The following is a 25174-nucleotide window of genomic DNA, read 5'->3' on the forward strand; positions in this document are numbered from 1 at the left end:
GCGTGCCCGAAGACACGCTGCGGCTTCATCGCGGCCATCGCATCCCCGCCTCGCGTGTCGTGACGATCGCGCGCTACGCCCCTCAGCGGTGAGGCGGGATGCGCGGAGATAATCATGATTTCAGATAAAGCGCAAGAAGATTATTTTTTTCAGAAGCTCCTGCAACGCCTCCGCCGGCCGGCGACGACGTTCCGGGCTGGGTGGAGCGCGCGGCCGGAGCCTCACAGCGATCGCTGGTTGACCCGCGTCGACAGCGCCTCGGCATTCTCCTTGCGCTCGGAATAGCGGTCGACCAGATACTCCGCCCGGTCGCGCGTCAGCAGCGTGAACTTGACGAGCTCTTCCATCACGTCGACGACGCGATCGTAATAGGGCGACGGCTTCATGTGGTCAGCGTCGTCGAACTCCGCGAAGGCCTTCGGCACCGAGGACTGGTTCGGAATGGTGATGAGGCGCATCCAGCGGCCGAGCACTCGCAGCTGATTGACGGCGTTGAACGACTGCGATCCGCCGCTGACCTGCATCACGGCCAACGTCTTGCCCTGCGTCGGCCGGACGGCCCCGAGCGACAGTGGGATCCAGTCGATCTGGGTCTTCATCACGCCGGTCATCGCGCCGTGCCGCTCCGGCGAGCACCACACCATGCCTTCGCACCAGGTCACGAGATCGCGCAGCTCGCGGACCTTCGGATGATCGGGCTCGGCGTCGTCGACCAGCGGCAAGCCATGCGGATCGAAGCTCCGTGTCTCCGCGCCGAAGCGTACGAGAATGCGCGCCGCTTCCTCGGTCAGCAGCCGGCTGAACGAGCGCTGCCGGAGCGATCCGTAGAGCAGCAGGATTCGCGGAGGGTGGGAGGAGAGAGCGGGCTCCAGCAGCTTCGCGCGGTCGATGGGATGGAAGGAGGTTTCGTCCAATTGAGGCATCGTGTCAGACAACGCGGTATCCTCCGGCAAAATGATCGGCGTCGGCCGTCCTCGTTCGAGATCCGCCGGCAGAAGCGCTCGGAACGCCAAGCCGCCCAGAACGCCAAGAGCTCAGAATGCGATGTCCGCGGCGACCGCTTCGATGCCGGCCTTCGCGCAGATGTCGTCGTTGTCGCCTCCGGGCGCACCGGATACGCCGATCGCTCCGACCTGCTGGCCAGCAGCCTCTATTGGCATGCCGCCGCCGACCATGACAACGCCGGGAACGTTGACGATGGCCCGCTCCGCGGCGTCCGGTCGTGCCAGCCGGGCTGCGAGCGTGCTCGTCGCCTCGCGCCAGCTCGCCGCCGTCCGCGCCTTGCCCGTCGCGGCCTCCAGCGTATGCCAGCCAGCGAAACGGTCGCGCAGGGTGACCAGCGCAAGCCCCGACGGATCGCTCACGGTCACGGCAGCCTGCCAGCCGCGTTTGCGGCACTCGGCGAGCGCCGCCTGTGCCGCCTTGAGCGCCGTGTCCGGCGCGATGATCCGCCGCGTCCACGTGGGCTCATCGGCGCGCGCAACGACAACCGGGCCGAGCAGGAGGACGGCTGCGAGCAGCAGACGCAACATCACGTCGACAGCCATTTCGCCATGTCCTCTGGTTTCGGCAGGCCGCCCGCATGGACGACCTTGCCGTCGATTACCACGCCCGGCGTCGAGGCGATGCCGAACCTGGCGATGTCGGCGAAGTCCGTGATCTTTTCCAGCTCGATCTCGATGCCGAGCTTGCTTGCTTCCGCGGAGACCATTGCTGCGGTCTGAACACATCGCTTGCAGCCGGAGCCGAGGATCTTGACGTTCTTCATGGGGCTTGTCCTTTCATCAGAACAGGGCGTTGAAGAGATAGCCGACGGCGACGATGCCGGCGGCGACGACGCCCGCGAAGACGGCGATCAGCCGGAGCGTCAGCACCTTGCGCAGAATGAGCATCTCGGGAAACGAAAGCGCGATGACGCTCATCATGAAGGCGAGCACCGTTCCCAGCGCCGCACCCTTGCCGAGCAGTGCCTCGACGACCGGAATGATGCCCGCAGCGTTGGCGTACATCGGCACGCCGATCAGCACCACGGCCGGCACGGACCACCATTGGTCCTTGCCCATGATCGAGGCGAGCAGGTCGTTCGGGACATAGCCGTGAATGAATGCGCCCGCCGCGATGCCAATGATGATCCAGGCCCAGACGCGGCCGACGATGTCGCGCACCGCGTCGATCCCGGCCCGGATCCGATCGGCGACGGTCTGTGAATCCGGCTGCAGCTCCGCCTGTCCTGCGCGCACGTTGCGAACCCATTCCTCGAGCCAGCCTTCGAGACGCAGTCGCCCGATGATCCATCCCGCCACGATCGCGACCGCCAGGCCGAAGGCCAGATAGATTGCGGCGATCCTCCAGCCGACCAGCGCGAACAGCAGGCCGAGCGCGACCTCGTTCACCATTGGCGCCGCGATCAGGAACGAGAAGGTCACGCCGAGTGGGACGCCAGCCGAGACGAAGCCGACGAAGAGCGGCACCGCCGAGCACGAGCAGAAGGGAGTGAATACGCCGAGGATCGCAGCCGCGACATTGCCGAGGCCCTCGCGCTTGCCGGCGAGCAATGCGCGAGTTCGCTCGGCTGAAAAAAAGCTGCGCACGACGCCCATGCCGAACACGACCAGCGTCATCAGCATCAGGACCTTGGGCGCGTCGAACACGAAGAACCGCGCGGCTTCTTCCAGATGGCTGTCGCGGGGCACCGGCAGCGACGACACCAGCCATGCCGAGAACGCTTCCAGCTGCCAGTAGACCGCAAACCACATCGCGACCGCAGCGGCCGTCGCGACGATCCAGATCACAGCCGATGCCGACCCGTCAGGATAGGTTGAAATTTCGGTTTTCATGCTGCGTTCCTGTTCGGCTCAGCCATGGCCGCCATGACGGCGTTGACGATGGCGCGGCGATCGGGCGCCAGGTCAGGGTTCAGCCGATACCGGACCCACTGGGCGTCACGCCGGTCGACGACGAGACCGACGGCCTTGAGGGCGGACATGTGCCGGCTCATGCGCGATGCGCTGGCTCGGAGCTGCCGCATGAGCTCGCAGACGCAATGCTCGCCGCCATCCCACAGGATGCGCAGGGCTGCGAGGCGGGTCGGCTCGGCCAGAGCGGCGAGCAGCGCGACGGGATCGGACATGGCGGCGATATATGCGTATTTTCGTATTTGCGCAATAGCGCATATGATATCCTTTGTCTTGGCACGCCGCTGCCGGCGATGACAATTCCCGGACCCGTCGAGGGGATGATGCAAACTGGGCTCAGCGGCTTGCGGGCTGTATGTCTGCGCGCACCGGCGATGCCGGATCAGGCGAGCTGAGTGATGTCAGGCCAATGCACGCGCAGGACGGTCTTTCCGTCAGCCGCGGGAATGCTGGAGGGCTTGGTGTCGACGATGCGGCCGCCAAGCCGCCTGTAGAACCGGAGGCCGGCGACATTGGCCTCGAAGACCCAGAGGTGCAATCCAGAGTGTGACGCGCCTGCCGAAAGCAGGCGAGCCGCGCCGCGAAGCAGCCGCTCTCCAAGCCCCGAGCCTCTGGTCTCGGCCGCGACGTGAAGATTGTCGACCAGATGTCCCCACACCGGGTCGGCGTCGCGATAGCAGCAGATGAAGCCGCGCATCAACCCGGCCGGGTCGCGTGCGACGTTGACGAGTTGATCCACGGCCGGCGTGCCGAGCCGCTGCGTCCAGACCGCGCGCCGGTCGGCGTCGATGGCGCTGCTGAGAAACTCCGGCGCGAGGATGTTGGCATAGGCGTCGCGCCAGCTCGCCGCATGGAGCGCCGCGACGGCCGGCGCGTCTTCGCTGGTCGCGGCGCGGATGATGATGTCACTCAAGAAATCTTCTCCATATCCTGTCTACGCATCACTCACTATCGGAGAGCAGCGCTGCTTCGCTCGCGAGCCAGTTCGTGAAAAACCGGACGCGCGTATCGCTGCTGAGCACGGCCGGCCAGCGCACGACATGCACCTTGCTGGACGGCACGTCCCATTCGGCCGAAACGACGCGCGTCAGGCGGCGCTCGGCCAGTGCGTCATGCACGAGCAGCGATCGTCCCAGCGCCACGCCGGCGCCCTCGATCGCTGCGGCGAGCGCCAGGCTGATCGTATCGACCCGAATGCCGACGGGAGCCTCCGCGCCGAGGCCGAGCCTCTCGAACCATGCGGGCCATGACCATTCAGCGCCGTCGTCGCGGCCGGCGCGCCCCTTGTGAATGATGGAGTAGTTCGCGAGATTGCGGACATCGTGCAAGGCGCGGCCGCGCGGCAACAGGCGCGGCATGGCGACCGGAAAGACGCGCTCTCTGAACAGCAGCCGTTGCGTCGAGCTCGCGCGCGCCGCAGCCTTCGGCAACCACAGCACCTGGAGATCGACATCAGCTGCGCGCGCCTGAGCCTCGCTCTCGGCGACGACGAGTTCGACGCCGACATCGCCGTGTCTGGACAGAAAGCCGGGCAACCGACGCACCAGCCAGTAGTGCGACAAGGCTGCGCTCACGCCGACCTTCAACACCGCGGGCTGCGCGGCGGCGCGGTAGCGCGCGCGCAGCAGCGCCATCTCGTCGAGCAGACCAACGATCTCCGTGAGCAGCGAGGTGCCGGCCGTCGTCGGCGACAGTCCGGTCCCGCTGCGGTGGTTGAACAGCTTGGCGCCGAGATAGGTCTCGAGCTTGCGCAGCCGGTGGCTGACAGCACTCTGCGTCAGCCCGAGCTCCGTCGCTGCCAAGGTCATGCTACGGTGGCGGGCGGTGGCCTCGAAGGCAACGAGACCGTCGAATGGCGGAAGAGATCGCATCGGCCAAGTATGAACGAGATTCATGCTGACGTGAATGGGTGCGCCGGCCATATCTTTGGCCCGTCCCTCTCCATGACGAAGGCCGCCAAATGCCGACAGCCCGTTCCACGTCATCGTCGGCCGACGTCGCAACGGCGCCGTCCATGTGGCCGGCGCTCGCCCTGAGCCTGGCGGCTTTCCTCACCAATTTCGATGTGACCGCCGTGGTGGTGGCCTTGCCCACCATCGCGGACGAGCTTGGGCTTGGGATCGCCGGCCAGGCCTGGATGATGGACGGCTACAGCCTCGCCTTCACGGCGGCGCTTCTGGTCGCGGGCGCTCTCGCCGACAGCCTGGGCCGTCGCCGAGCGATGCTCGGCGGCAACCTCGTTTTTGCCGCCGCATCGGTCGTGTGCGCGCTGTCGGCCGACGGCCTGACCCTCGGGCTCGCGCGGGTGTTGCAGGGACTGGGCGCGGCTTTCGTGATGACCGGCGGCATTGCGCTGATTGCCGCTCTCTATCCGCAGGCCGCCTTGCGCACGCGCGTGTTGGGGGGGCTCGGCGTCGTCTCGGGCGTTGCGATGGCGGTCGGACCGAGCATCGGCGGCGGCATTTCCGCGTGGATCGGTTGGCGCTGGATCTTCGCCGCCAATCTGCCGGCGTGCCTGCTGGCGGCCTGGAGCATTCCCCGGCTCGTTCCCGAAATGCGCAGTTCGGCGCGGCGTCCGCTCGATTATCTCGGGATGGGTCTTCTTAGCGCGGCGCTCTGCATGCTGATTGCAACCCTGCTGCACGGTCACGGCGGACCGGAACTGATCCTGGGGGTCGTGCTGGCGGCGCTTTTTTGGGCGACTTTCCTCTGGCAGCAGCGGCGCCGCACGCAGCCGATCTTCGATCCAGCGATCTTCCTCAACCGCGCGATGGTTGCCGTCGCGCTGCTGTTGAATGCCGTATCGCTCGGCTACTGGGCCGTGCTGGTCTTCCTGCCGGGTTTTCTCCGTGCGACGTTCGGCTGGACTGCCTCCGAATGCGGGTTTGCGATGCTCGCGGCGACGTTGCCGATGCTGGTCTTGCCGCCGCTCGGTGCAAGACTGGTCGTCCGGTGGGGATGGCGGCGGCACTTCACGGTCGCGCTGGCTATCATCGCCCTGGGCAATCTTGTCTTCGTCGGCGCGCTGGCCATGCCCGATCCGGCGCTCCGGTCGTGGCTCGTGCACATCGCAATGGCCGTGATCGGAAGCGGAGCCGCGCTGGCCCATCCGCAATTGTCGGGGGCCGTGGTTGCGCTGGTCCCGGCCGATCAGGCTGGGATGGCCGCGGCTGTGACGGTCGTCATGCGCCAAGCCGGCTTTGCGATCGGCATCGCGGTGCTCGGCGCGGTGTTGGGGAGATCAGGCGAAGTACCGAACTACGCGTGGGTATTCTGGGTCGCTGCGCCGGTCTGCGCGGCGGCGAGCGCATCAGCACTCCTGCTGCTGCCCTCGGCCACGGTCGCGCCGACCTGCGGGGAGAAGCAGCAGCAAGTTGCCTGATGGCGGAGACGGCCTGTCGATCAGTTGCGAACGCTGCCGACGGTCGCCGGCACGGCGAGAGCGGCGCTGCGACGATGCTGGGTGAGCACAGAGAGCTGGACCGGGGTGGCGGTGCTGTCCGCATTGATCGCAACGGTCTGCTGCGCGGCGGATGCACCGACGACGGAGAGCTGGTGCGGGGTGGCCGGCAGCGCGCCGACTTCGTAGCTCGGCAGCTCGCCGGCTACGGCAGCGCCACTCAGCAGCGCGAGGGCAAGGAGAGAGCCGGGAAAGATGTGCTTGATGGTCATCGGGAGGTCCTTTTGTGACGATGATCGATTGCATCACCTGCAATCGCTTTCGCTTCCTTGGACACTCCCTAGCGTTGTCAGCTTTATATGCGCTGCAGCATGATTTGACAATTCATGGATTGGTGATGCGGTTAAAATGGCAGTTCGCGTGCCGCCTTGATGCGGAAGGTGAATGATGTGATTTGCGATCTGAAATGAGATTGGAATGGAGTTGCGTGCGAGTGCGCTGGATTGAAACAAAATCCTGATGATGCGCTGATCGAGAGCCGATGAAGGCAGGGCTTTGGTAACGGCTTTGCTTGGGCGGCGATTCGCCCATGGACAATACGACTGCAATCTTCGAGCGTTCGCAAAACCATTGATTAATGGCCTGCCGCGCGGCCGCAGTCTCGTCAGTCCACGAACTGATCGCGCGTGTAGCCCTGGGCATAGAGCAGGGCGGTGAGGTCGCCGTGGTCGATGCGGGCCGAGGCGGCGGCCGAGACCGCGGGCTTGGCGTGATAGGCGACGCCGAGGCCGGCGGCCTCGATCATGCCGAGGTCGTTGGCGCCGTCGCCGACCGCGAGCGTGTCGATCGCGTCGAGATCGAACGCTTCGCGCAGCTCGATCAGGGTGGCGAGCTTGGCGTCGCGGCCGATGATCGGCTCGCGCACCTCGCCGGTGAGCTTGCCGCCGTCGACGACGAGCTCGTTGGCGCGGTTCTCCTGGAAGCCGATCTTGGCCGCGATGGCGCTGGTGAACAGCGTGAAGCCGCCGGAGATCAGGCAGGTATAGGCGCCGTTGGCGCGCATGGTCATTACCAGATGACGGCCGCCCGGCGTCAGCTTGATGCGCTTGGTCAGGACTTCGTCGACGACGCTCACCGGCAGGTCCTTCAGCAATGCGACGCGTTCGCGCAACGCCGGCTCGAACGCGATCTCGCCGCGCATGGCGCGCTCGGTGATGGCGGCGACGCGCGGCTTCAGCCCGGCGAAGTCGGCGAGCTCGTCGATACATTCCTGGCCGATCATGGTCGAGTCCATGTCGGCGAGAAAAAGCTTCTTGCGCCGGACCGCTTCCGCCTGCACGACGATGTCGATCGGCATGTCGCCCCGCAGGTCGCGCAGGCGCGCCTCGAGCTTGTGGACCTCGCCGTCATGGGCGAACGGGATGTCGATCGCGACCTCGTCGAACAGCCAGCGCGGCGTGCCCGGCTGTGGCAGTACGGCCAGGAAGGCCTCCACGATCGTGGTATCAAGCGCGGGATCGGCAGGATTGCAGATGAAGGTGGCGACGAGAGACATCGGGTGACTTTGCCAGGGATCAACAAAGCGGTGCTTATCGCAGGGCCGACCGCCAGCGGCAAGTCGGCGCTGGCGATGGAACTTGCGCAAAAAGCGGGCGGGGTCGTCATCAACACCGATTCCATGCAGGTCTACCGCGACCTGAGGGTGCTGACGGCAAGGCCGACCTGCGACGAAGAGGCCACCGTGCCGCACCGGCTCTACGGCCATGTTGATGCCAGCGTGAACTACTCGGCCGGCCATTATGTCCGGGATGCCGCGGAGATCCTGGGCGAGGTGCAGCGGGCCGGACGGCTGCCGATCTTCATCGGCGGCACCGGCCTGTATTTCAAGGCGCTGACATCAGGGCTTTCTGCGGTGCCGTCTGTGCCGGATGAGGTGCGCGACGCGGTGCGCCTCAGGCTCGATCGCGACGGCGTCGAGGCCTTGCATGCCGAGCTGGCGCGACGCGATCCGGCGGCGGCCGCGCGGCTGAACGTCCGCGACCGCACCCGCGTGGCCCGCGCGCTGGAGGTGATCGAGGCCACCGGTCGGCCATTGGCCGACTGGCACGCCGAGACCACGCCGCCGCTGCTGCCGGCGGGTAGCACTCGGGCGCTGTTCATCGCGCCGGACCGCGAGGCGCTCTATGCGCGGATCGACGCGCGGTTCGATCTGATGCTGGAGCGCGGCGCGTTGGAAGAGGTCGAGCGGCTGGCCGCGCGCGGCCTGGACCCGCTGCTGCCGGCGATGAAGGCCCACGGCGTGCCGGCGCTGATGCGCTATATCAGAGGGGAGATCACGCGGGAGCAGGCGGCCACCATCGGCAAGGCCGACACCCGCCATTACGCCAAGCGGCAGTTCACCTGGTTCCGGCACCAGTTGCCGGAGTTCGAGTGGATGAGCCCCGAGGCGGCGCGGGCGTGGGTGGCATCCCTCTGATCGTCATCGCGAGGAGCGCAGCGACGAAGCGATCCCGAGTTGTCGAGTGGGGCCCCTGGATTGCTTCGCTTCGCTCGCAATGACGGCGTGATGGCCAAATTACCGCTCGCCGAACGGAAAATTCCGCGTTAACATCCATAAATCGCGCAGCAGAGCCGGCTTTGCCTTGACATCGAGGCAACCATGGCTATGTTTCGCGCAACCTTTGGGAAGCTTGCTCGGCATCATGCGCAACTTTATTGCCCTCCTTATCGTAGTCGTACCCAGGCGCATCGCCGGGGATGGCTAGCGGCCATCCATGATCCGAGCGGTGCGCAGGGCCTTCCAGGGCCCTTTTTTATTGCCCGAAGCGACCCGACCACGCTGAACCAACAGAAAACCAGCCGACCGAACCGACCGACCAAAACGACAAGCCGCTGAGACCCAGCGATCCGGAGCCCGCCATGACCGACAAGAGCCACGATCCGAACCAGATGACCGGCGCCGCGATGATCGTGCGCGCGCTCATCGACCACGGCGTGCAGCACCTCTTCGGCTATCCTGGCGGCGCGGTGCTTCCGATCTATGACGAGATTTTCCAGCAGAGCGAGGTCCAGCACATCCTGGTCCGCCACGAGCAGGGCGCCGGCCACGCCGCCGAAGGCTATGCGCGCTCGACCGGCAAGCCGGGCGTCGTGCTGGTGACCTCGGGCCCGGGCGCCACCAACATGGTGACGCCGCTGGCGGACGCACTGATGGATTCGATTCCCCTGGTCTGCATCACCGGCCAGGTGCCGACGCACCTGATCGGCAACGATGCCTTCCAGGAATGCGACACGGTCGGCATCACCCGGCCCTGCACCAAGCACAATTGGCTGGTCCGCGATGTCAACGACCTCGCCAAGGTGCTGCACGAGGCGTTCTACGTCGCCACCACGGGCCGTCCCGGCCCGGTCGTGGTCGACGTGCCGAAGGACGTGCAGTTCGCGACCGGCACCTATCATCCGCCGCGCAAGTCGGACGTCCACGTGTCCTATTCGCCGCGCGTCAAGGGCGACGCGATGCAGATCCGCAAGGCCGTGGCGCTGCTGGCCTCGGCCAAGCGGCCGGTGATCTATTCCGGCGGCGGCGTCGTCAATTCCGGACCCGACGCCTCGAAGCTGCTGCGCGAGCTGGTCGAGGTCACGGGCTTCCCGATCACCTCGACCCTGATGGGGCTCGGCGCCTATCCGGCCTCTGGCAAGAATTGGCTGGGCATGCTCGGCATGCACGGCACCTACGAGGCCAACATGGCGATGCATGATTGCGACGTCATGCTGTGCGTCGGCGCGCGCTTCGATGACCGCATCACCGGGCGCACCGATGCGTTCTCGCCCGGCTCGAAGAAGATCCACATCGACATCGATCCGTCCTCGATCAACAAGAACATCCGCGTCGACGTGCCGATCATCGGCGATTGCGGCGACGTGCTCGCCGACATCCTGCAGGTGTTCAGGGCCGAGGCGAAGAAGCCCGACATCAAGTCGTGGTGGCAGGAGATCGCCGTCTGGCGTGCGCGCAACTCGCTGGCCTACAAGCCGAACCGCGACGTCATCATGCCGCAATATGCGATCCAGCGGCTGTTCGAGCTGACGCGCGGGCGCGACACCTACATCACGACCGAGGTCGGCCAGCACCAGATGTGGGCGGCGCAGTTCTACGGCTTCGAGGAGCCGCACCGCTGGATGACCTCGGGCGGTCTCGGCACCATGGGCTACGGCCTGCCGGCCGCGATCGGCGTCCAGGTCGCCCATCCCGACAGCCTCGTCATCGACATCGGCGGCGACGCCTCGGTGCAGATGACGATGCAGGAGATGTCGACGGCCGTGCAGTACGAGCTGCCGGTCAAGATCTTCATCCTGAACAACCAGTACATGGGCATGGTGCGCCAGTGGCAGCAGCTGCTGCACGGCAACCGCCTGTCGCATTCCTACTCGGAGGCGCTGCCGGACTTCGTCAAGCTCGCCGAAGCCTATGGCGGCGTTGGTCTGCAGGTCAGCAAGCCCGGCGACCTCGACGGCGCGATCAAGGAGATGATCTCGGTCAAGAAGCCGGTGCTGTTCGACTGCCGCGTCGCGGCGCTGGAGAACTGCTTCCCGATGATCCCGTCGGGCAAGGCGCACAACGAGATGATCCTGCCGGCGGAAGCGTCCGATCCGGCGGCGGCGTTCGCCGGCGGCAAGGCGCTGGTGTGAGTTCGACAGGAGTGATGGTGCGGTGATGGCACGCGCGTTCGGCAGTCTGGCTCTCAACCTCTCCCCGCTTGCGGGGGCGCGACGAGCTTCGCTCGCGCTGAGAGGTCGGATCGCATCGCCAGATGCGATCCGGGTGAGGGGGTACAGGTCTCACCACGCGCAAGTCCCGTGCGTCTGCCCCTCACCCCGACCCTCTCCCCGTAAGAACGGGGAGAGGGAGCGCAGCGGCGCCTGGAGCTGTCCGCTTCTGACAAATGAGCAATTCCATGTTCACGCTCGCTGAGCTCGAAGCCGCCCACGCCATCGTCGCCGCCGCGGTGCCGGCGACGCCCGCGCATGCGTGGCCGTTGCTGGCGCAGCGGCTGGGGACGCACGTCGTCGTCAAGCACGAGAACCACACCCCAGCCGGGGCCTTCAAGGTGCGCGGCGGGCTGGTCTATGTCGACAGCCTCAAGCGCACGCAGCCCGATGTCCGCGGCCTGATCACCGCGACGCGCGGCAATCATGGCCAGAGCATCGCCTTCGCCGGCCGCCGCAACGGCCTGCCGGTGACGATCTACGTGCCCCGGGGCAACTCGGTCGAGAAGAACCGCGCGATGGCGGCGTTCGGCGCTGCGCTGATCGAGCATGGCAGCGACTTCCAGGAGGCGCGCGAGGAAGCCGGGCGTCACGCTGCGCGCGACGGCCTGCACATGGTGCCGTCGTTCCATCGCGATCTCGTGCGCGGTGTCGCCACCTACGCGCTGGAGCTGTTGCGCAGCGCCCCCGATCTCGACGTGCTTTACGTCTCGATCGGGCAGGGCTCCGGCATCTGCGGCTGCATCCTCGCGCGCGATCTCCTGGGCCTGAAGACCGAGATCGTCGGCGTGCAGTCGACCGAGGCGCCGTCCTACGCGCTGTCGTTCGCCGCGCGGACGGTGGTGACGACCAACAGCGCCGACACCCACGCCGATGGTCTCGCCACGCGCAGCCCGGATGCGGATGCGCTCGCGATCATCCTGAAAGGCGCCTCGCGGATCGTGCAGGTCAGCGACGCCGAGATCGCCGAGGCCGTGCGCATCCTGTGGACCGACACGCATAATCTCGCCGAAGGCGCTGGTGCGGCGTCGCTCGCAGCCGCCTTGCAGGAAAAGGGCAGGCTGGCCGGCAAGCGCGTCGGTCTGGTGCTGACCGGCGGCAACATCGATCTCGATTTGTTCAGGCGCTGGGTGCTGCCGGCAGCAACCGAAGAAATGGCGGAGTTGTCGTAATGGGCACTCCGCTCACTCCACATACCGCCGTCATGCCCGGGCTTGACCCGCCTGCGCGGCCGAAGCCGCTTCGGCGCGGCGAAGGCCCGGGCATCCACGATGCCGCACGCGCGACGCTCGACGTGGATGGCCGGGACAAGCCCGGCCATGACGGATGAAATTCTAAGGGGACACCAATGAACCAGCCAGCCTCCGCCTATTTCATCGAAGACCGCCACGATCCGAACGAAACGCACACGCTTGCCGTGCTGGTGCAGAACGAGCCCGGCGTGCTGGCGCGGGTCATCGGCCTGTTCTCGGGGCGCGGCTACAACATCGAGAGCCTCACCGTCTCCGAGACCGAGAGCCAGAAGCACCTGTCGCGCATCACCATCGTCACGACCGGCACGCCGATGGTGATCCAGCAGATCAAGCATCAGCTCGACCGCATGATCCCGGTCTATCGCGTCGTCGACATGACGCTGACGAAACGCGCGATCGAGCGCGAGCTGGCGATGGTCAAGGTGCGCGGCATCGGCGAGCCGCGCGTCGAGGCGCTGCGGCTGGCGGATGCGTTCCGCGCCCGCGTGATCGACGCCACGACCGAGAGCTTCGTGTTCGAGATCACAGGCAACACCGACAAGATCACGCAATTCATCGATCTGATGCGTCCGCTGGGCCTGGTGGAAGTCGCCAGGACCGGCATTGCGGCGATCGGGCGGGGACCGGAAGGGATGTGAGCCATGCTGGCGCGCGACTGGTACTACAACGAACGCAACCGGATCGGTCTCGATCATGCCGTGGCCTCGATCTACGGTTCGGGCGACGATGCCGACGAGCGTGCGCGCGCCGCGTTGAAGATGCTCGGTGTCAAGCCGGGCTGGCGGGTGGCCGACATCGGCTGCGGCAATGGCGTGCTGGCGACGGAAGCGGCGCTGATGGGGGCCGTGGTGGACGCCATCGACATCTCGCCGGCGATGCTGGCGCTGACCAAGATCTACACCCGCGACCGCCGTACCGCGGTGCGGATGCATTCGGCGGGGCTGCTGTCGTTCGCCTATGAGCCTGCCACCTATGACCTGATCGCCAGCGAGTTCACGCTGCACCACCTGCCGGATTTCTGGAAGGCGGTGGCGCTGGCACGGATCTTCGCGGCGCTGAAGCCGGGCGCGCAGTTCTTCCTGCGCGACATCGTCTATGTCTCCATGCCCGACGGCGCGGAGCGCTCGGTTGAGCAATGGGCGGATTTCAACATCAAGAACCACGACCTCGCCCGCGACAGCGTCATCACCCACATGCGCGACGAGAACTCCACCTTCGCCTGGGTGATGGAGCGCATGCTGACCGAGGTCGGCTTCGTCACGGTGTCCGCCGACTATCACGCCCCGATGCACGCGACCTACGTGCTGCAGAAGCCGGCGGGGCAGGGCTAGCTATGAGCGGCAGATTGGTGAGTCTCACTTTCGCGCAGGCGACGGTGCGCTCCCTCTCCCCGTTCTTACGGGGAGAGGGTCGGGGTGAGGGGCAGCCGCACGGGGAGCGTTCGCCGTTAGACCTGTACCCCCTCACCCGGATTGCATCTGGCGATGCAATCCGACCTCTCCCCGCAAGCGGAGCGAGGTTGCACTGCCCGCGCCGCGACAGGCGCGGCCGCCATGCGCAGGTGACCGCAAGTCAGTGCTTGCTTGCGGCGAGAACGTCCTGATGTCCCAGCAGCTCCTCATCGCTTTCGTCACCTTCGCCTTCGTGATGGCGTTCACGCCGGGTCCGAACAACATCATGCTGCTGTCGTCGGGCGTGACCCATGGCTTCCGCCGCACGGTGCCGCACATGATGGGCGTCAGCTTCGGCTTCGCCTTCATGGTCGGCGCGGTCGGCTTTGGGCTGGCCACGGTGTTCATCCGCTATCCCGTGCTGCAGGACGTGCTGAAATATCTCGGCGCCGCCTATCTGATCTACCTCGCGGTCGCGATCGCCTTCTCCGGATCGGCCAAGCCGGAAGATACCAAGCCGCGCGGCCCGATGTCGTTCTGGGGCGCGGCGCTGTTCCAGTGGGTCAATGGCAAGGGCTGGGTGATGGTGATCAGCACCATCACCGCCTATGCCGCGATTGCCAGCTTTCCGGCCAATGTCGCGCTGCAGGTCGCGATCAGCTTCGTGATGGCGATCGGCTCGACCATCACCTGGACCCTGTTCGGCACGGCCTTGCGGCCGCTGCTGAGCTCCGAGCGTGCGGTCCGCGCCTTCAACATCCTGATGGCCGCGCTGCTGCTCGCCTCGCTCTATCCCGTGTTCATGGACGCATGAAAGGCGCCGTCGCCATGCGAGATCGGGGTTTCCAAGCGGGGCCAAAATGCTCTAGACACGGGCCGGATTTCGTCCGGGCGCAGCCGCCCGTGCCTCACCCAAGCGTCTGACTTTTCAGCCAATTCCGGCCATCTCAAAGAGGAAACGACAATGCGTGTCTACTACGATCGCGACGCCGATCTGAACCTGATCAAGGGCAAGAAGGTCGTCATCGTCGGCTATGGCAGCCAGGGCCATGCCCACGCGCTCAACCTGAAGGATTCCGGCGTCAAGGACGTCGCGATCGCGCTGCGCAAGGGCTCGGCCTCGGCCAAGAAGGCCGAAGGCGCCGGCTTCAAGGTGATGGAAGTCGCCGAGGCCGCCAAGTGGGCCGACCTCGTGATGATGCTGACCCCGGACGAGCTGCAGGGCGACATCTACCGCGAGCACCTGCACGACAACATGAAGCAGGGCGCCGCACTGGTGTTCGCCCACGGCCTGAACGTCCACTTCAACCTGCTCGACCCGCGCGCCGATCTCGACGTGCTGATGATCGCGCCGAAAGGCCCCGGCCACACCGTCCGCTCCGAGTACCAGCGCGGCGGCGGCGTGCCCTGCCTGATCGCGATCGCCAAGGATTCCTCGGGCAACGCCCATGACCTCGGCCTGTCCTACGCCTCGGCGATCGGCGGCGGCCGCGCCGGCATCATCGAGACCACGTTCAAGGAAGAGTGCGAGACCGACCTGTTCGGCGAGCAGGCGGTGCTGTGCGGCGGCCTGGTCGAGCTGATCAAGGCCGGCTACGAGACCCTGACCGAGGCCGGCTACGCCCCGGAGATGGCCTATTTCGAGTGCCTCCACGAGGTCAAGCTGATCGTCGACCTGATCTATGAAGGCGGCATCGCCAACATGAACTACTCGATCTCCAACACCGCCGAGTACGGCGAGTACGTCACCGGCCCGCGCATCATCACGCCCGAGACTAAGGCGGAGATGAAGAAGGTGCTCGGCGACATCCAGTCCGGCCGCTTCGCGCGCGACTGGATGCTGGAGAACAAGGTCAACCAGACCTCGTTCAAGGCGACCCGCGCCAAGCTTGCCCAGCACCCGATCGAGGAAGTCGGCGCCCGCCTGCGCGACATGATGCCCTGGATCAAGAAGGGCGCGCTGGTCGACAAGAGCAAGAACTGAGCTCTTGCGACGACGATCGGATATGAGAACGGCGGGCCGAGGCCCGCCGTTCTTGTTTGGTGGCTAGGAGATGGCCGCCGGTCAGGAGGCCGCGCGGCGCGAGACCAGCGGGGTCAGCAGGCGGACGATCTCGCTGACGGCGACGAGGCCGACCAGCCAGGCGGCGCTGGTCAGGCCGAGGCGGGCGACGATCGGGAGGGCGAAGCTCGTCGCACCGCCGAGCGCGGGCGTGGCGGCCAGCAGCACCAGCTCATAGGCGGCGTAGGCACTGAGGAGCGCGACGGCAAATGCGAGCGGCGCTGGTGCCGTGCGCAAGGTCGCCAGCGCCAGGCGGGCCACAACGGTGGCGCTCAGCGCCGCGACGCCGATCATGGCGCCCCAGGCCAGCGTGTTGGCATCCACCGGATAGTGCAGCGCGCCGAAGCCGATGCCCTGGTTGACCAGCCAGGCGCCGAGCATCGCCGGCAGCGCCGAGCGCAGCGGCAGCATGGCGGCGGCGATCACGGCGAAGGCCGCAAACGGCGTCGCGCAGGCGAACACAAAGCTCGCCAGCGCGCAGGCCGCTGTCAGCAGCGCAAAGCAGAATGTCGCGGCATGCGCTTGCGGGACGGGCGCAAGGCGAACTTCGGAAGGGGAGCGGTCGAGAGTGTCTAGAGCCATGGAACATCTCCTGTTGGTGGAATTGTAGTCCAGTTTCGCGGTGGCTGTCAGCCGCCGCGGTATGCCGTCAGTGCACGCCTGATGTCGCCACCCGGATGCCGCCGAACACACCGAAGCCGGGCGCCAGGAACCCGGTCGGGTTCTGGTACTGGCGGTTGAATAGATTATCGATCCGGCCGAACAGCTTGACCTGGTTGGACAGCGCGTAGTCGCCGCGCAGGTTCACGACCGTGTAGCCGGGCGCGACGAGGCCCGTGGTCATGCCGTCGCGGCTGACGTCGAGCCAGTTGCCGATGCGCAGCACGGTGGCAGACAGCGTCAGCGCATCGAGTGGTGTCCACACCGCCGTGGCGCTCCATTTCTCCTTCGGCCGCCGCAATAGCTGCTGGCCGGTGGCCGCATCGACCGCGCGGGTGAAGGTGTAGTCCGCACGCAGCGAGATCCGGTCGGTCAACTTCGCCGCCACAAAACTCTCGGTGCCTTCGGTGGTCGCGAGGCCGACATTGGCATAGGAGGTGAAGGTCGCGTTGAAATTGATCAGGTTGGTGATGCTGTTGTGGAAGTAGGTCGCGCCGAAGCGGATGCGATCGGAAAACAGCGGCTGTTCGAAGCCGGCGTCGTAGCCGGTGCTCTGCTCCGGCTTCAGGTTGGGATTGGCGAAGAAGTTGAACGCCGGAAAATCCTGGTGCAGCTGACTCAAGGTCGGTGCCTTGAAGCCGGTGCCGTAGCTGGCCTTCATCTTGGTCCCGGTGAGCGGCAGGATCACCGCCGGCGCGATGCGGTAGGTGCCATGGCCGCCGAACTGGTCGTTGACGTCGTTGCGCAGGCTCGCGACCACAAACCAGCGTTTCGCGAACTCCGTCTGCAGCTCGATGAAGCCGGCCTTGTTGCCGTTCTCGGCGGAAAGATCAGTTGTTTTCAGCCGCTCGGTCTGCCGCTCGAGGCCGACGACGAGATTGTTGTGCGGCGCCAGTTCGGTCACCGCGTGCCAGTCATATTTGATGCGCTCGCCGGTTGCGACCGCGGCCACGGGATTGCCCGCCGTCAGATCGGACGACCAGTTGTTCACGTAGTTGACACCGAAATAGTTCCTGATGCGGCCGCCGAGCAGCGACCACACGGCTTCCTCGCGCGTCCCCAGCTGGTGGACGGTGTGGTTGCTCCTGATAGCATCGGGAACGCCGGGAAAGCCGCTGTCGCCGGTGAACAGCAGGGTGGCGTCGGTGTATCGAATCACCGAGTTCAACGTCCAGGCCTCGTTGAGATCGACGCCGAGCTTGGACGAGGCGGTCACGTTGTCGTAGGCGTTGCCGATCGCCTTCTGCCCGGCCGGGAGCAGTTGCCATGGCGTCACCGGCACATCGCCGGCGTGCAGATGCGCGACATTGACCGCGTAGTTGACATTGTCTTGTGAGCCGCTGACGCCGGCCGACTGGTTGAAGGTCTTGAACGACCCGCTCTCGACCGAGGCGGTCGCCCGCGCCGGGCCGTCGCCCTTGCGCGTGATCACCGAGATCACGCCGCCGATCGCATCGGAGCCGTACAGCCCGCTCTGCGGCCCGCGCAGCACCTCGAGCTGCTGGATGTCGGCAGCGAGCAGATGCGCGAAATCGAACGCACCGTTGCCGTTGGTGACGTCGCCGACGTCGATGCCGTCGATGATGAGCTTGGTGTGGTTGGCATTGGTGCCGCGCATGAAGACGTTGGTCTGGCCGCCCGGGCCGCCGGCCTGCACGACGTTCAATCCGGGGACGGTGCTCAGGATGTCCGGCACGGTGCGGGCCTGCTGCGCGGCGATGTCCTTGTCGGTCACCACCGTGATCGCATTCGCGACGTTGGCGACCGGCGTCACGATGCCGGCCGGGCTGACCGCGACGGGCGGGCTGGCCGGCGATTCCGGCTTTGCCGCCGGCATCTGTTGATGCGCGGCGTTGCCGGCTCTGCGGGGGATGGCCGGTTTCGGAGCGATCGGCCGGTGCGGCGGGTCGACCTCGACCGGCGGCAGCAGATCGGGCGAGGCGGATTGCTGCGCCGTTGCGGGGGAGGGACCGAGCAGCGCGAACGACGAGAGGAGGCAGAACGACGACAGAAGGGCGCGACGGCGCCTGGCATGGGGAACGGGAGACACGAGTGACCTCGGCATGACGTCAGTGGCACGTCACCGCGAACGAGGTCTCATGCACGCCTTTGCAGGCCTGCCTGAAAACGATGCCAATAACGCCCCGACCGGCATCCTCGCGTGTGACCACGGCTGACGGCAGGTCTCCTGGCTCGCGGGTCGTCACCTCCACGTCGCCTTCCCGGGACCGAGATTTCCCAGTGGCCTCTGACGCGAGATTCGCCGCTTACAGTTGCGGGGGCAGCTGCGGCCTTCGGTCACGTCCCTTGCGAGACGTCTCCGGCACCGCATTCCCTATTGAGCCCCGGTCGAGGGGCACCGTCGCCGTCACCGTAGGAGTGCGGGCGCACCAAAGTCAATCCGGCGCCCGGTGATCTCCTGGCGATAACGCGCTGGCGTGGATTGCGTGTGGCGAACTCTCTCGGCCGCCGCGTTCGGCGTGAGATACCCGGCGCCCGCGACGCCCCACAGCTGTCGTTCGCAGGGACGACAGCGGGATGTGAGGCGCGAATCAATTCCGGCGCGGATCGCTTGCGAGCGCCGCTTACTTCTCGACCTTGTTGTGCACCATCCAGAACCGCAGGGTGCGCTGGGCGGTGTCGAGGGACAGGCGGGAATAGTCGCGTTCCGCGAGCTTCAGCGTGTCGCTGTCGATGGCGTGCTTGATCGGCCGGTGGGTCAGGATCTTCGCCACCACCGACCAGGCCAGCCCGGCGGCACGGCAGGGGATCAGCACGATGTCGGTGCGCGGGCCCTCCAGCACCTTGGCCATCATCTCGGTCGGGACGTTGTTGAGCAGGCCGAGTGCGGCGGACACCTCGCCGAAGCGGCGGGTCTCGGCGAAGAAGGCGATGGCGGCATCGTTGAGCTCGTTCAGCCCCTTCATGCGCTTGACGGCCTCTTCGGCCAGCGTGAAGTCGCGCCCGATCAGGCCGCCGTCGCTGCGCGCAACGTCGGCGATCGCCTTGAGGATCTTCTTGATCTCCTGCTGCAACGCCGGCGGCGCCGAGGCCATCAACTTGGCGCGCACGGCTTCGGTTGCGCGGCGCAGGAGGTCGCGCAGATGCTTGGTAGGCAGGTCGATGCGCAGCCCGATGATCTCGGACAATTCGTCGTCGTCCTCGGCATGCGCCATCATCCCGGAATAGCCGGTCTCGGAGAAGCGCGCGGTCTGGTTGTTGGCGAGCTTGCGGATGACCCGGCGCTCGCCGCGGTCGACGATGATGTCGGTCACCGCCTCGGTCAGATGCGGGCGGCTGGAGATCGCCATCAGGTGATCCTGGCCCTTGGTCGCCGCGACCTCCACCAGCGTATGCTCGGTGAGCCGGCTCGAGTGCATCAGCACGTTCTCGGCCACCGAGATTTCATCGTCGCGGGCGAGCTGCTGGATCAATTCGACGGGCGCATAGTCGACCGGCGCGAGATGCTTGCTGAGCTCGGCCCGCGCGCGGGTCTCGACCCGCGAGACCAGCATGCACAGCACGTTGTCGAACACCTTGATCTGGTCCTCGCTGAGGCGTTCGCCGTCATGCAGGAACAGGTTGGTGACCTGGCGCAGCGTGTTGACGCGCTTCGCCGAGGAGCCGCTGCGGACGGCTTCTTCGAGTTCGGTGATGATGGAGTTTTCTGAAAGCGGAAGCTGTTCTGGCTGTGACACGATCGCGCTCGTTGGTCCGGATTGCCGGAGCGACAGCAACGCGTGTGGGATCCGCTGCAAGGCTTTCGGCCGGGGCAGTTTTCGGCACGGGCGATAACAATGCGTTAGGGGCGGAGGGCGTAGTACTCCGGAGAAACACGGATACGGAAAATTAAGACGATACGCATAGAGGGGAAGACGGGTCGGAGCCCGGCCTTTCGGAGATTCGCCGGACAATCGATGGAATGAGGTGCGATCACCTCCTTGCAGACCCGGCGAAGACAGGCGAGCGAGGCGGAAAGGTTAACGATCTCATAAGGTCACAAACCTTCCTTCATCCAGTTTGGCCGCTGCCCTCGATCTCACGTCAGCTCTCATCCTCCCAAGCATTGAAAGCTAAATCCCATTCTTGCCACGGTCGGTCTCGCCGATGCGCCGTGCAAAGCGTGCCGTCGCCCGGTGTTCCCGGGACAGGCTCGGCATGCGATGACCTCGCGCGAAAAATCAGCGCCAGCATCCTGCCGCATCCCGTGCGATAATCGCCGCGCAAATCGTTGAGGTCCCCATGAAATCCGTCGTCGTCACCGGCGCATCCACCGGCATCGGGTTCGCCTGTTCGAAGCTCATGCTCGCGCGCGGCTTTCGCGTGTTCGGCAGCGTTCGCAAGCAGGCCGATTCAGACCGTCTGCGCAGCGAGCTCGGCGCCAACTTCACGCCGCTGCTGTTCGACGTGACCGACGAGGCGGCGGTGAAGGCGGCCGCGCAGGAGGTGCGAGCGGCCCTCGCCGGCGAGGCGCTCGCCGGCCTGGTCAACAATGCCGGCATCGCCGTCGCGGGGCCGGTGACGGAGCTGCCGATCGCGCAGTTCCGCCATCAGATGGAGGTCAACGTCATCGGCCCGGTGATCGCCACCCAGGCGTTCGCGCCGCTGCTCGGAGCGGATCCGGCCATGAAAGGGGAGCGGGGCCGGATCGTGATGGTCAGCTCGGTGGCCGGGCGCAACGGCAACCCGCTGTTGGCGCCGTATTCGACCTCGAAGCACGCGATCGAAGGGCTGTCCGAGAGCCTGCGCCGTGAGATGATGCTGTTCGGCATCGACGTCATCATCATCGCGCCGGGCGCGGTGAAGACTCCGATCTGGGCCAAGGCCGACGACGTCGACCTGTCGCCTTATCGGGCCTCGCCGTTCTTCCCGGCGCTGCAGAAGATCCGCGCCTTCATGCTGAATCTCGGCAAGTCCGGGCTGCCGGCCGAGACCATCGCCGCGCGGGTGGCCGACGCCTTGACCTTGCCGGCGCCCAAGGTGCGCTACGAGATCGCGCCCGACGCCATGAGGCAATGGATCGTGCGGGTGCTTCCGAAACGGACCGTCGATCGCATCATCGCCAAGCGGCTCGGCCTGATGCCCGCGACCAGGCCCTGATGCCGGCGATGACGACCATCGGCAAGACCCAGGCGGAGCTGACCCGCCTGGTCGAGGAGGACCTTCGCGCGCAGCCGGGCTGCGAGACCGCGCGCGTGCCGGCGGTTCATGCGCTCGACGTGCGCAGCGGCCGCAACTGGGAGATCCCGCACGTCGTTCTCGGCGACAGCCTGATCAGCGACGTCGACCGCGCCGTGATGAGCGTGCAGCGCCGGCTCGGGCGCGCGTTTCACCTGATCGACGATCCGGTCACGGCGCCGGAAGCCGCAGCAACGCCGCAGGGCGACTCCTGAGCTTTCTCGCGGGGATGTAAGCCCCGCCGGCTCAGCTCAGCAGGCCCTGCCGCAGCGCCAGCCGCACCAGCTCGATGTCGGTGGCGACGCCGAGCTTGTCCTTGATCAGCGAGTGCAGGTTGGCAACCGTCTTCGGGCTGAGATGCAGCGCGGACGCGATCTCGTCCGTCGTCCGTTCGGCCAGCAGCATCTGCATCACCTCAAACTCGCGCGCGGACAGCACGTCGGCGGCGGCGCGCTCGCCGGAGAGGCGGCTGAGCGCGAGCTCGTGATCGATGTCGGGGCTGATCGCGATGCGGCCTGCCAGCACGTCCATGACGGCGCGCACGAGAGCCTCCGGCGGGCTGCTCTTGGTGACATAGCCGCGGGCGCCGGCGCGGATCGCCTGCACCGCGAAGCCGGCATTCTCATGCATGGTGAACACGAGGATGCGCGCGCCGCGATCCCATTGCCGGATGCGGCGGATGCCCTCGATGCCGCCGACGCCCGGCATCGTCAGGTCCATGATGACGAGATCGGGCCTGACCTCCTTGAACAGCCGGTAGGCTTCGGCGCCATCGGCGGCTTCGGCGACCACGCGCAGCCCCGGCTGCTTCTGCAGCATCGACCTGTAGCCCTCGCGGACCACGGCATGGTCGTCGACCAGCAGGATGGTGCCGGCGGACGTCGTCATGCCGCGTAGGCCGTTTCCGGCTGCGCAGGCGAGAGGCCGGGCAGGGCCGGGAGCGGAATCTCGACGCGGAGGCGCGCGCCGCCGGACGTGGCCGCAAAACTCATCTGACCCCCCATGGAGGCGACGCGCTCGCGCATGCCGAGCAGGCCCATGCCCGGCTTGTCGGGCGCATCGCCGGCAGGACCGTCATCTTCGACGGTGAGCACGGTCGTGCTCTCGGGCGCCGACTGGGCCGGCCCGTCCTGAAGCGTCAACTGCAATCGCACGCGCGTCGCGCCGGCGTGCTTGACGGCGTTGGTGAGCGCCTCCTGCGCGATGCGGTAGACGTTGCTGGCGACGATGCCGGGCAGCCGGTCGACGTCGCCCGACAGGCTGATCTCGAACACGGTGCGGCCGTGCTGCCGCCGGTTCCAGCCGGCCACGAGGCCTTCGAGGCTGCCGGCGAGGCCGAGCTCGTCGACATCAGGCGGACGCAGCCGCATCAGCGCGCCGCGCAACTGCTCCATCATGTCGCTCGCGGTGCGCGCGATGCCGTCGCATTCGCCGACCAGAGCGGGGCAATCCTGCGCCGCGCTTTGACGGATCGACGCTGCGAGCGCCCGGATCGCCGCCAGCGACTGGCCGAATTCGTCATGCAGCTCGCGGGCGAGGTGGCGGCGTTCGTCGTCTTCCAGGGCAATCAGGCGCCGGGTCAATTCGCCGCGCTGCGCCAGCGCCGTCTCCAGCCCCTCGGCGAGCTGATTGAAGGCATCGCGGATCGCCGAGAGCTCGGCGAGGTCGAACGGTGGCAGCCGCGCCGACAGATCGTTGGCGGCGATCCGCTCCAGCCCGGCGCGGATCAGCCGCGTCGGGCGCAGCGCGCGGGCCAGTGCGGCGTAGGCCAGCACGCACAGCAGCACCAGCGCCGTCCCGAGTACCGGCAGCAGCCGGCCGAGCTCGCGCCAGGCGTCCGCGGTCATGACGCCGGCATCGATCCAGACGACCGCATCGCCGGTCCTCTCGCCGCGAAACCTGACCGGCCGTGCCGCTTCCCGGCCCGGCTCGAACAGCCGCCGATACGGCATCGCGAAGGCGCGGGGCGGATCGTCCGCCTGCGCGTCCGCGCCGCCGCAGATCCGCTGCACGATCACGCCGTCGACGCCGCGATAGGCGATGCACAGCCCCGGTCCCATCGCCGCGGCCGCGACCGCGTCGAGGTCGGGAAAGCCGGCCGGCGGGCTGCTGACCCAATGCATCTTGCTCTGCTGCAGTTGCAGCGTCCGGGCCGTGATCTCGGCGATCCGCGCGTTGCGCGCATGCACCGAGCGGTCGGTGTCGAACAGCACATAGGCGCAGATCGCCGCGAAGCAGAGCGCCGAGACCGCCGCGATGCGCAGCGTCAGGCGGTATTTGAGGTCGTAGCGGCTCCACATCTTCGGCGCGTCCATGGCAGCCCAGCCCGCCGGCATTTAACGGCAGAACCGCCCGGGCCAAAAGCGCCGCGGCCCGGTGGACAATGCGGTCGTGAAATTTTCCCGTGCCTCGCCGGGATCCTCGCCGCTGCAGCCATGCCGCGCCGGCATCTAGCTTCGGAGCGCCAGACATCGTTGCAGGGGAATCTCATGTCGAACCGCCGCCTCGTCCGTTGCCTCGTTCTCGCGCTTGCTCTCGCGGCCGGCCCGGTCCGCGCCGCCTCTGGTGATGTCCCGGCCGTGTTGGTCGATGATTTCAGCTATCTCGACACGTCCGGCGAGCCGGTCGATCAGACCGCAGCGCATCAGCGGCGGCTGGATGCGTTCATGGCCGCGCTTCGCCGAGACGTCGCCGCGGATGCTCGGCTGCGTCCGGTCAGCCCGTCCTGCGCTCTGTCCTGTCCGACTGATGCGTCGCCGGAGGCACGGTTGCAGATGGCGGCCGCGGCCGGCGCCACCGTCGTGGTCACCGGTGGTGTCCAGAAGCTCTCGACCCTGGTGCAGTGGGCGCGGGCGTCGGCCATCGACGTCACCTCCCATCGGGTGCTGTTCGACAAGGTCTTCACCTTCCGCGGCGACAGCGACGAGGCCTGGCAGCGCGCCGAGATGTTCGTCTCGCGCCAGGTCCGTGACGCGCTGGCGCCGCCGGAGCCGATCCGGCTGGCGCTCTTGCCATTCGAGCTCGACGACACCAGCGCAGGCGCTGCGCTCGGCGCGACGGAGTCCGACCAGAAGGGGCTGCAGGAGGCGACCGACGCGGTGCGGCAGCTGCTGGCGCAGTCCGGGCGTTATCGCCTCGTGGACGCCGCCGGCGAGATCAAGCCGGGGCAGCCGGTGCGTGAGTGCGACGATTGCGAGGCGCGAGTGGCGCGCGCGGTCGGCGCCCAGCAGTCGCTGCTCGGCATCGTCAGGCGGATCGGCCGCACCGAATACATCATCGGTTTTCGCGTCCGCCAGGCCGACAGTGGCGCACTCGTCGTCGCCGGCGACAGCGGGCTGCGCCTCGGCGCCAATTATTCCTGGAGTCGCGGCGCGGTGCGTCTGGTGCGCGAGCGGCTGCTCGAGACCGGCTCGGAGCACTGATCGCGGCCCGGCCATCGCTCCGGTCCCGGAGCCGTCGCCGGGAGCTGCGCCGGTCCGCCATGCCGGACGATCGGCGCGCGGCTCCGTGCAAATCCGGGCTGTTGTGATTTGTGACGATTTCATTAC

At 66.9% G+C, this 25174-nt stretch carries 25 protein-coding genes and 1 riboswitch; of the genes, 11 read left to right on the forward strand and 14 right to left on the reverse strand.

Going from position 1 to position 25174, the window contains the following annotated elements:
• Positions 1-221 precede the first annotated feature (221 nt).
• The 7 genes from arsH to ACQR10_RS23380 all read right to left on the reverse strand — a co-directional run bounded on the left by arsH (position 222) and on the right by ACQR10_RS23380 (position 4786).
• Positions 222-923: an arsenical resistance protein ArsH gene (arsH, locus tag ACQR10_RS23350; RefSeq protein WP_316217079.1), complete on the reverse strand. Its 702-nt coding sequence runs from the start codon at positions 921-923 to the stop codon at positions 222-224.
• 111 nt (positions 924-1034) lie between these two features.
• The gene (locus ACQR10_RS23355) at positions 1035-1547 is read right to left on the reverse strand and encodes a GlcG/HbpS family heme-binding protein (RefSeq protein WP_316183573.1); all 513 of its coding nucleotides are present in this window, start codon (positions 1545-1547) and stop codon (positions 1035-1037) included.
• On the reverse strand, positions 1532-1768 hold the full coding sequence (locus ACQR10_RS23360) for a thioredoxin family protein (protein ID WP_316183572.1): 237 nt from the start codon (positions 1766-1768) through the stop codon (positions 1532-1534). Before ACQR10_RS23360 ends, ACQR10_RS23355 begins: the two co-directional genes overlap by 16 nt.
• A 16-nt stretch (positions 1769-1784) precedes the next feature.
• A complete protein-coding gene (locus ACQR10_RS23365; protein ID WP_316217067.1) occupies positions 1785-2837 on the reverse strand; it encodes a permease in 1053 nt (350 codons plus the stop codon).
• Positions 2834-3130: an ArsR/SmtB family transcription factor gene (locus ACQR10_RS23370; RefSeq protein ID WP_316217066.1), complete on the reverse strand. Its 297-nt coding sequence runs from the start codon at positions 3128-3130 to the stop codon at positions 2834-2836. Before ACQR10_RS23370 ends, ACQR10_RS23365 begins: the two co-directional genes overlap by 4 nt.
• 167 nt (positions 3131-3297) lie before the next feature.
• Positions 3298-3828 (reverse strand): GNAT family N-acetyltransferase, encoded by a 531-nt coding sequence (locus tag ACQR10_RS23375; RefSeq protein ID WP_315805561.1) that lies wholly within the window; start codon positions 3826-3828, stop codon positions 3298-3300.
• Positions 3829-3856: 28 nt separating this feature from the next.
• Positions 3857-4786, reverse strand: coding sequence for a LysR substrate-binding domain-containing protein (locus ACQR10_RS23380; RefSeq protein ID WP_434863726.1), 930 nt, complete (start codon positions 4784-4786; stop codon positions 3857-3859).
• A 143-nt stretch (positions 4787-4929) separates the two neighbouring features.
• On the opposite strand from ACQR10_RS23380, the gene ACQR10_RS23385 reads away from it, so the two are divergent.
• On the forward strand, positions 4930-6297 hold the full coding sequence (locus ACQR10_RS23385; protein WP_315805563.1) for an MFS transporter: 1368 nt from the start codon (positions 4930-4932) through the stop codon (positions 6295-6297).
• A 20-nt stretch (positions 6298-6317) separates the two neighbouring features.
• Here ACQR10_RS23385 and ACQR10_RS23390 read toward each other — a convergent pair whose 3' ends face one another.
• Positions 6318-6587: a hypothetical protein gene (locus ACQR10_RS23390; protein WP_434863727.1), complete on the reverse strand. Its 270-nt coding sequence runs from the start codon at positions 6585-6587 to the stop codon at positions 6318-6320.
• 392 nt (positions 6588-6979) lie between these two features.
• Positions 6980-7870, reverse strand: coding sequence for a phosphoserine phosphatase SerB (gene serB, locus ACQR10_RS23395; protein ID WP_434863728.1), 891 nt, complete (start codon positions 7868-7870; stop codon positions 6980-6982).
• Between the two features lie 3 nt (positions 7871-7873).
• Here serB and miaA point away from each other — a divergent pair, with 3 nt between their 5' ends.
• From miaA to ilvC, 7 genes are all read left to right on the forward strand, one after another.
• On the forward strand, positions 7874-8791 hold the full coding sequence (gene miaA, locus ACQR10_RS23400) for a tRNA (adenosine(37)-N6)-dimethylallyltransferase MiaA (protein WP_434912080.1): 918 nt from the start codon (positions 7874-7876) through the stop codon (positions 8789-8791).
• Positions 8792-9234: 443 nt separating this feature from the next.
• Complete coding sequence (locus ACQR10_RS23405; RefSeq protein ID WP_316183566.1) at positions 9235-11004, forward strand: acetolactate synthase 3 large subunit; 1770 nt, start codon at positions 9235-9237, stop codon at positions 11002-11004.
• 266 nt (positions 11005-11270) lie between these two features.
• Positions 11271-12254 carry a threonine dehydratase gene (locus tag ACQR10_RS23410; protein ID WP_434894002.1) on the forward strand — a complete coding sequence of 328 codons (984 nt, stop codon included), beginning with the start codon at positions 11271-11273 and terminating at the stop codon, positions 12252-12254.
• Between the two features lie 176 nt (positions 12255-12430).
• The gene (gene ilvN / locus ACQR10_RS23415) at positions 12431-12973 is read left to right on the forward strand and encodes an acetolactate synthase small subunit (RefSeq protein WP_315805569.1); all 543 of its coding nucleotides are present in this window, start codon (positions 12431-12433) and stop codon (positions 12971-12973) included.
• Positions 12974-12976: 3 nt separating this feature from the next.
• Positions 12977-13666, forward strand: coding sequence for a class I SAM-dependent methyltransferase (locus tag ACQR10_RS23420; protein WP_315805570.1), 690 nt, complete (start codon positions 12977-12979; stop codon positions 13664-13666).
• A 271-nt stretch (positions 13667-13937) separates the two neighbouring features.
• A complete protein-coding gene (locus tag ACQR10_RS23425) occupies positions 13938-14540 on the forward strand; it encodes a LysE family translocator (protein ID WP_434912081.1) in 603 nt (200 codons plus the stop codon).
• A 150-nt stretch (positions 14541-14690) separates the two neighbouring features.
• Positions 14691-15710 carry a ketol-acid reductoisomerase gene (gene ilvC, locus ACQR10_RS23430; RefSeq protein ID WP_434912082.1) on the forward strand — a complete coding sequence of 340 codons (1020 nt, stop codon included), beginning with the start codon at positions 14691-14693 and terminating at the stop codon, positions 15708-15710.
• A gap of 81 nt (positions 15711-15791) precedes the next feature.
• Here ilvC and ACQR10_RS23435 read toward each other — a convergent pair whose 3' ends face one another.
• From ACQR10_RS23435 to ACQR10_RS23445, 3 genes are all read right to left on the reverse strand, one after another.
• Positions 15792-16370, reverse strand: coding sequence for a hypothetical protein (locus tag ACQR10_RS23435; protein WP_434912083.1), 579 nt, complete (start codon positions 16368-16370; stop codon positions 15792-15794).
• Between the two features lie 67 nt (positions 16371-16437).
• Complete coding sequence (locus ACQR10_RS23440) at positions 16438-18498, reverse strand: TonB-dependent receptor domain-containing protein (RefSeq protein ID WP_434912084.1); 2061 nt, start codon at positions 18496-18498, stop codon at positions 16438-16440.
• A gap of 111 nt (positions 18499-18609) precedes the next feature.
• Positions 18610-18827: riboswitch (cobalamin riboswitch) on the reverse strand.
• 206 nt (positions 18828-19033) lie between these two features.
• Complete coding sequence (locus ACQR10_RS23445) at positions 19034-20146, reverse strand: DUF2336 domain-containing protein (RefSeq protein WP_316183560.1); 1113 nt, start codon at positions 20144-20146, stop codon at positions 19034-19036.
• Between the two features lie 544 nt (positions 20147-20690).
• Between ACQR10_RS23445 and ACQR10_RS23450 the strand changes: the two genes are divergently transcribed.
• On the forward strand, positions 20691-21548 hold the full coding sequence (locus tag ACQR10_RS23450) for an SDR family oxidoreductase (RefSeq protein ID WP_434912085.1): 858 nt from the start codon (positions 20691-20693) through the stop codon (positions 21546-21548).
• Complete coding sequence (locus ACQR10_RS23455; protein WP_434912086.1) at positions 21548-21841, forward strand: hypothetical protein; 294 nt, start codon at positions 21548-21550, stop codon at positions 21839-21841. The genes ACQR10_RS23450 and ACQR10_RS23455 overlap by 1 nt, the downstream gene beginning before the upstream one ends.
• 31 nt (positions 21842-21872) lie before the next feature.
• Here the strand turns inward: ACQR10_RS23455 and ACQR10_RS23460 are convergent, their stop codons facing one another.
• Positions 21873-22514, reverse strand: coding sequence for a response regulator (locus ACQR10_RS23460; RefSeq protein ID WP_434891159.1), 642 nt, complete (start codon positions 22512-22514; stop codon positions 21873-21875).
• A complete protein-coding gene (locus ACQR10_RS23465) occupies positions 22511-23926 on the reverse strand; it encodes a HAMP domain-containing sensor histidine kinase (RefSeq protein ID WP_434912090.1) in 1416 nt (471 codons plus the stop codon). The genes ACQR10_RS23460 and ACQR10_RS23465 overlap by 4 nt, the downstream gene beginning before the upstream one ends.
• A 189-nt stretch (positions 23927-24115) precedes the next feature.
• Between ACQR10_RS23465 and ACQR10_RS23470 the strand changes: the two genes are divergently transcribed.
• Complete coding sequence (locus ACQR10_RS23470; protein WP_434912087.1) at positions 24116-25048, forward strand: DUF2380 domain-containing protein; 933 nt, start codon at positions 24116-24118, stop codon at positions 25046-25048.
• Positions 25049-25174: the final 126 nt, after the last annotated feature.

The organism is Bradyrhizobium sp. HKCCYLRH2060 (assembly GCF_051168135.1).
GTDB lineage: Bacteria > Pseudomonadota > Alphaproteobacteria > Rhizobiales > Xanthobacteraceae > Bradyrhizobium.